Source organism: Nocardia wallacei (genome assembly GCF_029868745.1).
Lineage (GTDB): Bacteria > Actinomycetota > Actinomycetes > Mycobacteriales > Mycobacteriaceae > Nocardia > Nocardia wallacei_B.
In genome coordinates this window covers 1-13,003 of sequence record NZ_JARWOP010000124.1, presented here as the reverse complement: position 1 = coordinate 13,003, position 13,003 = coordinate 1, and the positions used below count along the sequence as shown (strand labels likewise).

The 13,003-nt window shown below is 70.3% G+C and carries 7 protein-coding genes; all 7 read left to right on the top strand.

Translation table 11 applies throughout. The features are described from left to right. Positions 1-116 precede the first annotated feature (116 nt). The 7 genes from QH470_RS10000 to QH470_RS09970 all read left to right on the top strand — a co-directional run bounded on the left by QH470_RS10000 (position 117) and on the right by QH470_RS09970 (position 12,866). On the top strand, positions 117-830 hold the full coding sequence (locus QH470_RS10000) for a hypothetical protein (protein WP_280272016.1): 714 nt from the start codon (positions 117-119) through the stop codon (positions 828-830). Then, positions 827-1,774 carry an ABC transporter ATP-binding protein gene (locus QH470_RS09995; protein ID WP_280272015.1) on the top strand — a complete coding sequence of 316 codons (948 nt, stop codon included), beginning with the start codon at positions 827-829 and terminating at the stop codon, positions 1,772-1,774. Before QH470_RS10000 ends, QH470_RS09995 begins: the two co-directional genes overlap by 4 nt. Next, positions 1,771-2,553 (top strand): ABC transporter permease, encoded by a 783-nt coding sequence (locus QH470_RS09990; protein WP_280272014.1) that lies wholly within the window; start codon positions 1,771-1,773, stop codon positions 2,551-2,553. Before QH470_RS09995 ends, QH470_RS09990 begins: the two co-directional genes overlap by 4 nt. A 70-nt stretch (positions 2,554-2,623) precedes the next feature. Then, on the top strand, positions 2,624-6,277 hold the full coding sequence (locus tag QH470_RS09985) for an ABC transporter ATP-binding protein (RefSeq protein WP_280272013.1): 3,654 nt from the start codon (positions 2,624-2,626) through the stop codon (positions 6,275-6,277). A 209-nt stretch (positions 6,278-6,486) separates the two neighbouring features. Further along, the gene (locus QH470_RS09980; protein ID WP_280272012.1) at positions 6,487-10,314 is read left to right on the top strand and encodes a multifunctional oxoglutarate decarboxylase/oxoglutarate dehydrogenase thiamine pyrophosphate-binding subunit/dihydrolipoyllysine-residue succinyltransferase subunit; all 3,828 of its coding nucleotides are present in this window, start codon (positions 6,487-6,489) and stop codon (positions 10,312-10,314) included. Between the two features lie 330 nt (positions 10,315-10,644). Beyond that, on the top strand, positions 10,645-11,343 hold the full coding sequence (locus QH470_RS09975) for a PadR family transcriptional regulator (protein ID WP_280272011.1): 699 nt from the start codon (positions 10,645-10,647) through the stop codon (positions 11,341-11,343). Positions 11,344-11,387: 44 nt separating this feature from the next. After that, positions 11,388-12,866, top strand: coding sequence for a DHA2 family efflux MFS transporter permease subunit (locus QH470_RS09970; protein ID WP_280272010.1), 1,479 nt, complete (start codon positions 11,388-11,390; stop codon positions 12,864-12,866). Positions 12,867-13,003 lie beyond the last annotated feature (137 nt).

The following is a 13,003-nucleotide window of genomic DNA, read 5'->3' as shown; positions in this document are numbered from 1 at the left end:
TTCGGGTGCCGCTGCAAAGCGACGAAGGAGCCAGCAGCGGCACCCGAAAACCGAGACCAAGGGCGCCGAAAACCCGCGACGCCGAAGGCGGCGCCAAAAATACAGGAGCGAAAAAGATGTTCAAGGGCGGTGCGGAGAAGGCGGTGCAGGCACTGCTCGACAACGGGGCGCAATTACAGGCCCCCGCGGTCGCCAAGTACGTCGACCGGTTCCGGCGCTCGCATCCGGGTGAGAGCCCGGAGCAGATCATCCAGCGCCTGGAGCGGATCTATCTGACGACGGTGACGAGCAGCGGCACCGCGGTCGGCGCCACGGCCGCCATACCGGGCGTCGGCACGATCGCCTCGCTCGCGGCGATGAGCGCGGAGACGACGTTCTTCCTGGAGGCGTCGGCGGTGTTCACCCTCGCGGTGGCGGCGGTGCACGGCATCGCGCCCGAGGACAAGGAGCGCCGCCGCGCGCTGGTGCTGGCGGTGGTGCTCGGCGAGAGCGGGATGGAGATCGTCGAGAAGAGCGTCGGCCATTCGGCGAAGAACTGGGGAACGTTGCTGGCCAACCAGATTCCGGGCGTCCGCAATATGAACGATTCGCTGATGAAGCGGTTCGTGGTGCAGTTCATCGCCAAGCGCAGCGCGCTCATGTTCGGCAAGGTGCTGCCCGCCGGAATCGGCGCCGCCGTAGGCGGTTTCGGTAACCGCGCGCTCGGCAAGAGCACGATTGCCAACGCCCGCAAGGCATTCGGCCCCGCCCCGGTGACGTGGCCCGGACCGGTGGTCATCGACGCCGATCCGCTGCCCGCACTGGGCAACGACGCCACCGGTCAGCAATGAGCGCGCCGCGACCACTGGCCTTCGCGGCGACGGGGCTGAGCAAGCGGTTCGAGGGCCTGAACGCGGTGCGGGAGGTGAGTTTCACCGTGCCGTCGGGGAGCACCGCGGCACTGGTGGGACCGCCGGGTTCGGGTAAGTCCACGATCACGCGGATGCTGCTGGGGCTGCTGCCGCCGACCTCGGGCACCGCCGCGATCGGCGGGCCGGGGTCGGGAGCACAGCGGTGGGCCCGGCCGGTCGGTGCGATGTTGCAGCCGCGCGGGCTGCATCCGGCCCGGTCGGTGCGCGGCCAGTTGCGCGTATTCGCCGGCGCCGCAGGGGTTTCCGACGAGCAGGTCGACGCGCTGCTGGCGCTCACCAGCCTGGAGTCGGTGGCCGAGGAGCGGGTGCGGGCGCTGCCGGTCGGGGTGCAGACCCGGCTGGCGCTGGCGATCGCGCTGCTGGGCGACCCGGCGCTGCTGGTGCTGGACGATCCGCTGGCCGGGCTCGACGCGGCCGAACGCGGCTGGCTGTCGGACTATCTGCGCGGGCATGCCCGCCGTGGCGGCACCACCCTGCTGACCTCACAGAGCCTGGCCGCCGTGGTGCCGGTGGCCGACCAGTTGATCGTGCTCGGCGACGGCGCGGTGGTGTATCAGGGCAGTCCGCGCCGGTTGCGGCGCAGTCACCCCGATCGGCTGGTGGTCGGCGCGTCGAGTCCGATCGCGCTGGCCACGACGCTGGCCGCGCAGGGCTTCACCGATACGGTGATGCGTTCGGACGGCCGGTTGGCCGTCGCGGAGGCGTCCCGGACCGAGATCGAGGCCGCCGCGACGAGCGCCCGGGTGCAGCTGACCGAGCTGATCGCCGAACCCGTGCACCCGGATCGGGTGCTCGCGGCGCTCACCCGCGGTTCCACCGTCGTTCCGCCCGCCCCTGCGATGCCCTACGGGATGTCACGATGATCCTGACCCTGCCCCCGGACGTGAGCCGGGCCGCGACCGCCGAGATCCGCAAGATCGGCACCCTGCGGGCGAACTGGACGCTGCTCGCGCTCTGCGGCGCAGTCGGTTTCGTCGCCACCGCCGTCACGGCGATCATGGGCAGCGGCCCGCAGGAGAAGCAAGAACTGGCGACGGGGACCGTGACCATCGGCGTCTATCTGGGTGTGATCGTCGCGCTCGGAGCGGCGGCGGTGTCCGCGGCGATCGCGTCCGGCGGCGAGTACCGGCACCGCGGTATGTCGCTGACCGCGCTGTTCACGCCCGACCGCGATCTGCTGTTCGGCGCGAAAATCGCTGTGGCCGCGGGGTATTCGCTGCTGTTGGCGCTGGCCGCGGAGGTCGGTGCGGCACTCGGGCTGCTGGCGTTCGGACGCGACAAGGCCGAGTTCGGGGCGCGGCTGGCGGAGGTGTTCGGCGGCGGCCTGCTCGCGGCGATCTGCTGGGGCGTGCTCGGCGCAGCCCTCGGACTGCTGCTGCGCGCGGTGGTTCCGGCGGTGGCCGTGCTCGCCGGTTGGCTGATCGTCGTCGAGCCGCTGCTGTGGGTGGTGCTGAAGGGCGTCGGTATTCCGGGCCTCGCGGTGCTGCTGCCGGGTTCGGCGACCATCGGCACGGTGGCGGTCGGCTCGTTTCCCGAGAGCCCCTTCCTCCCGCCGAGCGCGGCCGGCCTGGTGATCTTGGCCCTCTGGGCGGCCGGGGCGGGCGCCGCGGCCTGGTGGTACCTGCGCACCCGCGAGCTCTGAGCCTGCCCCGCCTCTCCGCCACAGCGCGGAATACGGAGGTGTCGGTCGGCGTCGGTAACGTCGACTCGACATGACAGACGCCGACACGAACACACGGGGCCGACCCGGCTGGATACGCCGGTTGTGGGCTGCGTGCCGCGCGCATCCGCGGCTGCTGTCGGGCGTGATCGCCGCGATCGTGGTCGGGGCGGTGGCGGAGACGGCGGCGCCCCTGGCGGCCAAGCAGGCGCTGGATCGGGCGCGGGCCGGGGATCTGCACGCGATCGGCGTGATCGCGCTGGTGCTGGTGCTGCTGGCGGCGGCCCGGTTCGCCACGGCGTACGGGCGGCGCTGGCTGGCCGGGCAGCTCGCGTTGAACGTGCAGCACGCCCTGCGGGTGCAGCTGCTCACGGCGCTGCACCGCTACGACGGACCCGGTCAGGACCGCCTGCGCACCGGGCAGGTGGTGTCGCGGTCGATCACCGATCTGCAACTGGTGCAGGGACTGCTGGCGATGGCTCCGCTGTCGGCGGCCTCGCTGCTCATCTTCGTGCTGGCCGCCACGGTGATGCTGGCGCTGTCACCGCTGCTGGCGGCGGTCGCGCTGCTGACGGTTCCGGCGCTCGGCCTGGTGGTGTACCGGACGCGGCCGCTGCTGCACGCGGCGACGTGGTCGGCGCAGCAGCGCGCCGCCGATCTCGCCCAGCACGTCGAGGAGACCGTGACCGGGGTGCGTGTGGTGAAGGGCTTCGGACAGGAGTCCCGGATGGTGCAGCTGCTGGAGGGCCACGGCCGGCGGCTGTACGCCGAACGCATGCGGGCGGCCCGCATCGACTCCCGCTTCGCCCCGACCATCGCCGCGATTCCGCAGGTCGGCATGGTCGTGGTGATCGCGCTGGGCGGCACGCTCGCGCTGCGCGACGAGATCGGGGTGGGCACATTCCTCGCCTTCGCCGCCTACGTGACCATGCTCGCCTCCAGCACCCGCATCGTGTCGAACGTGATCGTCATGGCGCAGCTGACCCGCGCCGCGGCCGAACGCGTCTACGAGGTGATCGACGCCGCCCCCGCCGAGACCGATCCCCCCGCTCCGCGCCCGCTGCCGCCGGGGCCGCTCGGCGTCGAGATGCGCTCGGTCACTTTCGGATTCGATCCGGACCGGCCGGTGCTCCGCGACTTCGACCTGTCGGTGCGCCCCGGTGAGACGGTGGCGATCATCGGCCCCGCCGGTTCCGGCAAGTCCACCCTGGCCCTGCTACTCCCCCGCCTGTTCGCCCCCGAATCCGGTCACATCCTGCTGCGCGGCGAGTCCGGCGCGCAGCCCGTCCGCGAGGTCGATATCGCCGATCTGCGGGCGGCGGATCTGCGGGCGGCGGTGGGTGTCGTGTTCGACGAACCGTTCTTGTTCTCCGACACCGTGGCCGCCAATATCGCCCTGGGCCGACCCGATGCCACGGCCGAGGAAATCCGGCGCGCCGCGGAACTGGCCGCCGCCGACAAGTTCATCGGCGAACTGCCCGACGGCTACGACACCATGGTCGGCGAGCGCGGCCTCACCCTGTCGGGCGGCCAGCGCCAGCGGCTGGCCCTGGCCCGCGTCCTGCTCGCCGACCCGCGCATCCTCGTCCTCGACGACGCCACCTCCGCCGTCGACGCCGTCACCGAAACCGCCATCTACGCGGGCCTGCCCCGCGACCACGCCCGCACCACCATCATCCTGGCACACCGCGAATCCACCCTCGCCCACGCCGACCGCATCATCCGCCTCCCCGCCCCGGACCACCCCACCACCGCCAACCTCTGGGGCAGCACCGAAGAAACTCCCGCCCGCGAGGGACCGGGCGCGGCCGGTTCTGCGGACGCGGAGGTCCCGCCGGAGATCCGCGCCGACCTCGCCCGCCTGCCCGCCGCCACCGAGACGCCCGGCATGGACGAGCGCGCCCTGGAGCGGCCGGAGCCGGACTTCCGGCTCGCGCGGCTGCTGCGTCCGGTGCGGTGGTTGCTGGGCGCGGTGGTGGTGCTACTCGGCGCGGATGCCGCTGTGGGCGTGGCCTTTCCGGCCCTCACCCGGTACGCGCTCGACGACGGGGTGGCCGCGGGCAGCGGGCGGGTGCTGGCGATCGCGGCGCTCGGCGGGGCGGTGCTGGTCCTGCTGAGCTGGGTGGACGAGGCGGTCGGCACGCTGCTGTCCGCACGCGGCGGAGAGCGGGTGCTCTACGGCCTACGGGTGCGCAGCTACGCGCACCTGCAACGGCTGGGGCTCGACTACTACGAGCGCGAGTTGTCGGGCCGCATCATGACCCGGATGACCACCGATATCGACGCGCTGTCGACGTTCCTGCAGACCGGGCTGGGCACCGCGCTGATCAGCATCGGCACCGCCGGCGGCATCGCGGTCGCGCTCCTGGTGATCGATACCGGCCTGGCGGTGGTCGTCTTCGCCACGCTGCCACCGCTGATCGGCGCGACGCTGATATTCCGCCGAGTGTCCTCGGCCGCCTATTCGGCCGCACGCGAACGGGTGGCGACGGTCAACGCCGATTTCCAGGAGAACGTCGCCGGACTGCGGGCCACGCAGGCCTACCGGCACGAACCGCACGCGGCCCAGCGCTTCACCGACTACTCCGACGCCTACCGCCGCGCCCGGATGCGGGCCCAGCGGGCGATCGCGCTGTACTTCGCCTTCGTCATCGCGTGGGCCGACCTGGCGCAGGCGGCGGTGGTCTACGTAGGTGCGCGCGAGGTCGCGCACGGCACCACCACCGCGGGCACCCTGGTGGCCTTCGTGCTGTATCTGAGCCTGCTGTTCAGCCCGGTCATGCAGTTGTCGCAGGTGTTCGACGGCTACCAGCAGGCGCGGGTCGGGCTGCACCGGATCGAGGCGCTGCTGCGCACTCCGTCCTCGATCGCCCCCGACTCACCCGAGGCCACCCCGGTTCCCGGCCGATTGCGCGGCGAGGTCCGCTTCGCCGACGTCCACTTCCGCTACCCGGACGCGAAAACGCCCGCACTGGACGGTGTTTCGCTACACATCCCCGCAGGCGCCACCCTCGCCCTGGTCGGCGAGACCGGCGCGGGCAAGTCCACCATCGTGAAACTGCTTGCGCGCCTCTACGATCTGCCCCGCGAGCCGATCGGCCACGTCCTCGTCGACGGCACCGACATCCGCGACTACCGCCTCGCCGACTACCGGTCCCGGCTCGGCACGGTGCCGCAGGAAGCTCACCTGTTCACCGGCGACGTTGCCAGCAACATTGCATTCGGGAAACCTTTCGCCCGCCCCGCGGACATCGAACACGCCGCCGCGGCCGTCGGCGCGCTGGACATGATCGCCACGCTCCCGGCGGGCATGCGGCAGCCGGTCGGTGAGGGCGGCCGCGGCTTGTCGGCCGGGCAGCGCCAGTTGATCGCGCTGGCCCGCGCCGAATTGGTCGATCCGGACCTGCTGTTGCTGGACGAGGCCACCGCCGTGCTCGACCCGGACAGCGAGGAGAAAGTGCTGGCTGCCGGCCGTTCGCTGGCTCGCACCGGCACCGCGCACAGCCGCACCGCGGTGATCGTCGCGCACCGCCTGGCCACCGCCGCGCGCGCCGACCGCATCGCCGTCGTGGACCGCGGCCGGATCGCCGAAACCGGCACCCACGCCGAACTCGTCGCGGCCGGCGGAATCTATTCCCGGCTGTGGTCGGCGGCACGGTCCGACGAAGGAATATTCTCACCCGTGGACGAGTCGTCACACATATGAGGCTGGTTCTGTCCGGCAGTCGGATGACGCCTCGCGGCACGCGGAACGAGAACGCAAGCGAAAGATTTGCACAACTCGAAGAAACCCGCGGAGACCGCCCTGGGGCGCGCCGCCCGGGCTGGGCCTATCCTCAGAAAGGGCGCATCGGCGCGTAGCACGCCGATTACCCGTGCCGAGCACGTCACAAACGTCGCAGCGCGAAGAACGAAATGAGGCGAACACCTGCTGTGAGCAGCTCAACATCCCAGTTCGGACAGAACCAGTGGCTAGTCGACGAGATGTACCAGAAGTACAAGCAAGACCCGTCGTCGGTCGACGAGAGCTGGCACGAGTTCCTGGCCGACTACACACCGGAGTCGACTGGTGACACCAACAGCTCGGGTCGGGTGGGTGTTGACGTTTCTCCGACGCCCGCCGCCCCGACCAACAACGCCGCGCCCGCATCCGCCGCCGCGCCCGTACCGGCTCCGGCTGCCGCCCCCGCGGCTCCCGCGGCGCCCGCCGCCGCCTCGCCCGCCCCGAAGGTGAACGCGGCGTCCTCCTCGGCCGCGGCCCCGCCGCAGGCGCGCGCCCCCCAGACCACCCCGGCGCCGGCCTCCAACGCCGCGCCGACCACCGGCGCCCCGAAGGCCGCCGAATCCACCGACGAGTCGAAGGTGCTGCGCGGCCCGGCCGCCGCCATCGTCAAGAACATGTCGTCGTCGCTGACCATCCCGACCGCGACCAGCGTCCGCGCCATCCCCGCGAAGCTGATGATCGACAACCGCCTGGTGATCAACAACCACCTGGCCCGCACCCGCGGCGGCAAGATCTCCTTCACCCACCTGCTCGGCTACGCGATCGTGCAGGCGGTCAAGGCCTTTCCGAACATGAACCGGCACTTCGCCGAGATCGACGGGAAGCCGAACGCGGTCACCCCCGCGCACACCAACCTGGGCCTGGCCATCGACCTGCCCGGCAAGAACGGCAACCGCACCCTGGTCGTCGCGGCCATCAAGAACTGCGAGTCGATGACCTTCGCGCAGTTCCACACCGCCTACGAGGACATCGTCCGGCGCGCCCGCGACGGCAAGCTGACCGCCGAGGACTTCTCCGGCGTCACCATCTCGCTGACCAACCCGGGCACCATCGGCACCAACCACTCGGTGCCGCGGCTGATGCCGGGTCAGGGCGCGATCGTCGGCGCGGGCGCGATGGAGTACCCGGCCGAGTTCCAGGGCATGAGCGACCAGCAGCTGGCCGAGATCGGCATCGGCAAACTGATGACGCTGACCTCGACCTACGACCACCGCATCATCCAGGGCGCGGAATCCGGCGACTTCCTGCGCACCATCCACCAGCTGGCGATCTCCGACGAGTTCTACGACGAGATCTTCCACGGCATGGGCGTGCCCTACGAGCCGGTGCGCTGGCGCAAGGACTTCAAGGAGCGGGGCGTCGACAAGAGCGTCCGCGTCCAGGAACTCATCGCCGCCTACCGCAACCGTGGCCACCTGATGGCCGACACCGACCCGCTGCGCCTGGTCAAGGACAAGTTCCGCAGCCACCCCGACCTGGACGTCACCCAGCACGGCCTGACCCTGTGGGACCTGGACCGCGAATTCAACGTCGCGGGCTTCCACGGCCAGGAGCGGATGAAGCTGCGCGACGTGCTGTCGCTGCTGCGCGACGCCTACTGCCGCCACGTCGGCGTGGAGTACACCCACATCCTCGACCCCGAGCAGTTGCAGTGGCTGCAGGAGCGCGTCGAGCAGAAGCATGCGAAACCGACTGTCGCGCAACAGAAGTACATCCTGAGCCGGTTGAACGCGGCGGAGGCCTTCGAGACCTTCCTGCAGACCAAGTACGTCGGCCAGAAGCGGTTCTCACTGGAGGGCGCCGAGACGGTCATCCCGATGATGGACGCCGTCATCGACCAGTGCGCCGAGCATGGGCTCGACGAGGTCGTGATCGGCATGCCGCACCGCGGCCGCCTGAACGTCCTGGCCAACATCGTCGGCAAGCCGTACTCGCAGATCTTCACCGAGTTCGAGGGCAACATGAACCCGGCCGCCACGCACGGCTCGGGCGATGTGAAATACCACCTCGGCGCGCACGGCACCTACATCCAGATGTTCGGCGACAACGACATCGAGGTGTCGCTGACCGCCAACCCGTCGCACCTCGAGGCCGTCGACCCGGTGCTGGAGGGCCTGGTCCGCGCCAAGCAGGACCTGCTCACCAAGGAAGACCTGGTCACCAAGGGCGAGGAGGCGCGCACCTTCTCCGTCGTGCCGCTGATGCTGCACGGTGACGCGGCCTTCGCGGGGCAGGGTGTGGTCGCCGAGACGCTGAACCTGTCGGGCCTGCGCGGCTACCGCGTCGGCGGCACCGTGCACATCGTGGTGAACAACCAGATCGGTTTCACCACCGCGCCTGAGAACAGCCGCTCCACCGAATACTCCACGGACATCGCGAAATTCATCGGCGCGCCGGTGTTCCACGTGAACGGCGACGACCCCGAGGCCTGCACCTGGGTCGCGCGGCTGGCCACCGACTTCCGCGAGCGGTTCCACAAGGACGTCGTGATCGACCTGATCTGCTACCGGCGTCGCGGCCACAACGAGGGCGACGACCCGTCGATGACCCAGCCGTACATGTACGACGTCATCGACACCAAGCGGAGTGTCCGCAAGTCCTACACCGAGTCGCTGATCGGCCGCGGTGACATCTCGATGAAGGAAGCCGAAGACGCCCTGCGCGATTACCAGGGTCAGTTGGAACGCGTCTTCAACGAGGTCCGGGAGCTGGAGAAGTACACGCCGGAGCCGAGCGAGTCGGTCGAGGAGGAGCAGACCGTTCCCGGCACCGTCGTCACGGCCGTGGACAAGTCGGTGCTGCAGCGCATCGGCGACGCGTTCATCAATGTGCCCGAGGGCTTCAGCGTGCACCCGCGCGTCAAGCCGGTGCTGGACCGCCGCCGCGAGATGGCCTACGAGGGCAAGGTGGACTGGGCGTTCGCCGAGCTGCTGGCCTTCGGCACGCTGATCGACGAGGGCCGGGCGGTGCGGCTGACCGGTCAGGACTCCCGCCGCGGCACGTTTACCCAGCGGCACTCGGTGGTCATCGACCGCAAGTCCGGCGCGGAGTACACGCCGCTGCACAACATCGGCAGCACCAACCCGGGCTGGTTCGCGGTGCACGACTCGGCGCTGAGCGAATTCGCCGCTGTCGGTTTCGAATACGGCTACTCGCTGGGCAACCCGGACGCACTCGTGCTGTGGGAGGCGCAGTTCGGTGACTTCGTCAACGGCGCGCAGCCGATCATCGACGAGTTCATCTCCTCCGGTGAGGCCAAGTGGGGTCAGCTGTCGGAGGTCGTGCTGCTGCTGCCGCACGGTCACGAGGGCCAGGGTCCCGACCACACCTCGGGCCGGATCGAGCGCTTCCTGCAGCTGTGCGCGGAGGGTTCGATGACGGTCGCGGTGCCGTCCACGCCGTCGAACTACTTCCACCTGCTGCGCCGGCACGTGCTCGACGGCATCCGGCGCCCGCTGATCGTCTTCACCCCGAAGTCGATGCTGCGCAACAAGGCCGTGGTCTCCAACATCGAGGACTTCACCGACGCCAAGTTCCGCTCGGTGCTCGAGGAGCCGACCTACGAGAGCGGCGACGGCGACCGCAGCAAGGTGAAGCGGATCCTGCTGACCTCCGGCAAGCTCTACTACGAGCTGGTCGCGGAGAAGAACAAGAAGAACCGGGACGATGTGGCGATCGTCCGGATCGAGCAGCTGTACCCGATCCCGTCCTACCGGCTCAACGAGAAGCTGGCGACCTACCCGAACGCCACCGACCTGGCATGGGTGCAGGAGGAGCCGGCCAACCAGGGCGCCTGGCCGTTCTTCGGCCTGAACCTGCCGGAGTTCCTGCCCGAGCGGTTCGGCCGCCTGCGCCGGATCTCGCGCCGCGCCATGTCGGCCCCGTCCTCGGGTTCGAGCAAGGTGCACGCGGTGGAGCAGGCCGAGATCATCGGTGAGGCATTCGCCCCGACCGCGTAAGTCAGCCCCGCCGCGGGGGGGGGGGGGGGGGGGGGGGGGGGGGGGGGGGGGGGGGGGGGGGCGGGGGGGGGGGGGGGGGGGGGGGGGGGGGGGGCCGGGGGGCGGCGGGGGGGGGGGGGGGCCCCGGCGCCGCCCCCGGCCGCCCGGGCCGGCCCCCCCCGCCCCGCCGTGCCATAATTCTAACCCCCTTTATTATATGGGCCCCGGCGTTCGTTTGTGGACTCGCCGCATCTGTCTGCGTCTTTGTGACCGGCGTCATGGACTCTTGTTCAGTACGGGTTCCGCGCCGTATATTCGGCGTGGAATATTTCGCACGGAGGGAGTTCCACGATGACGAAGCAGCCGGCTGCGACGCTGACGCCGTTGGCGATGGCGGTGCTCGCGCTGCTGGAGGAACGGCCGATGCACCCGTACGAGATGTATCAACTATTGCTGCAGCGCCGGGAGGATTATCTGCTCAAGATCCGCCCGGGCTCGCTGTATCACACGGTGGCGCGGCTGGCCGAGCAAGGACTCGTGCACGCCGAGGGCACGGACCGGGCAGGCAACCGGCCCGAACGCACCACGTACCGGATCGCCGAGTCCGGCACCGCCGCGCTGCGTACCCGGATCGCCGACCTCATCCGCCGGCCCCTCCGCGAGTACCCGATCTTTCCGCTGGCCATGTCCGAGGCACACAACCTGCCCAGGGACGAGGTGATCGCGCTGATCCGCGAACGCATCGGCTGGCTCGACAACGACGTCACCGAGATCGACGCACTGCACGACTGGCTCACCACCCACCAGGTGCCCCGGCGCTACTGGATGGTGATCGAATACCTGCGCGGGCAGCTCGACGCCGAACTGGCGTGGCTGCGCCGCCTCGCCCTCGACCTCGAGTCGGGCGCGCTGACCTGGGACGAGTTCACCGCCGACGGCGTGCGGGTAGCCGCACCCGCCGACACCGGCCACCTCGGCCACGGCTGGGGCGCGGCCGTCACCGACGACGTGCTGGCCGAGTTGCGCGGCGGCGGCGCCACCACCGCCTGACGCGAGAACTACCTACTTCGACTTCCTGGAACGGGACGAAAACCATGACCACTCAACGTAATCCGTGGCCGGCGCTGTACGCGCTGGTGGTCGGGTTCTTCATGATCCTGTTGGATATGACCATCGTCGCGGTGGCCAACCCGGCGATCATGACCGACCTGCACACCGATATCACCAAGGTCATCTGGGTGACCAGCGCCTACCTGCTCGCCTACGCGGTGCCGCTGCTGGTGACGGGCCGGCTCGGCGATCGCTACGGCCCCAAGAACATCTACCTGATCGGCCTGGCCGTGTTCACCGCCGCCTCGCTGTGGTGCGCGGTGTCCGCCAACGTCGAGATGCTGATCGCGGCGCGCGCGGTGCAGGGCCTGGGCGCGGCGCTGATGACGCCGCAGACCATGGCCGTGATCACCCGCACCTTCCCGCCGGACAAGCGCGGCGCGGCCATGGGCCTGTGGGGCGGCGTCGCCGGCCTGGCCACGCTGGTCGGCCCGATTCTGGGCGGCGTGCTCGTCGACTGGCAGGGCTGGAACTGGATCTTCTACATCAACGTGCCGATCGGCATCATCGCCTTCGTGCTCGCGGTGTGGCTGGTGCCGTCACTGGATACGCAGGAGCACAAGTTCGACGTGGTGGGCGTGGTGCTCAGCGCGGCCGGAATGTTCCTGCTGGTGTTCGGCATTCAGGAGGGCAACGCGCACGACTGGAACGCCTGGATCTGGGCGATGATCATCGCCGGGCTGGTGGTGCTGGGGCTGTTCGTGGTCAACCAGGCACGCAACAAGGGCGAGCCGCTGGTGCCGCTGAGCCTGTTCCGCGACCGCAACTTCGCGCTGTCCAGCGTGGCCATCGCGGCGATGGGCGCCGCGATCACCGCCTTGATGGTGCCGTCGTACTTCTATCTGGAGGCGGTGCGGGAGTTCTCGCCGACCCGCTCGGCGCTGGTGTTCGCGCCGATGGCGATCGTCACCGGCCTCACCGCACCGTTCATCGGCAAGGTGTCCGACCGGATGCCGCCGCGCATCCTGCCGACCGTCGGCTTCACCCTGTTCGCCGCCTCGGTGTTCGGTTTCGCCGCGCTGATGAAGCCCGACAGCTCCATCCCGCTGTTCCTGGTGATCGCCGCGGTCGCCGGCCTGTCCAACTCCTGCATCTGGGCGCCGCTGGCCTCCACCGCCACCCGCAACCTGCCGGTCCACCAGGCCGGCGCGGGCGCGGGCGTCTACAACACCACCCGTCAGGTCGGTTCGGTGCTGGGCAGCGCCGCGATCAGCGCACTGGTCTCCGCGCGGATGACGGCCCAGGGCCTCGGCGACACGAGCGCCTCCGAGGGCGGCGGCACCGCCATGGGCAAGCTCCCGGAGTTCATCATCGACAAGTTCAGCACCGCCCTGGGCCAGTCCATGCTCCTCCCCGCCGCCATCCTCCTGATCGGCGTAGCCGCCTCGGCCCTGTTCATCGGCGCCAAGTCGACACAGAACACCCCGGACGACACAAAGGTTCCCGCCGACATCGGCCACTGAACCCGCCGCGGGGGGGGGGGGGGGGGGGGGGGGGGGGGGGGGGGGGGGCGGGCGCGGGGGGCCGGGGGGCGTGGGCGGGGTCGGGAGGGTGAGTGAAGGGGAAGTCAAGATGGATCAGGGCGTGGAGGAGGGGGGGG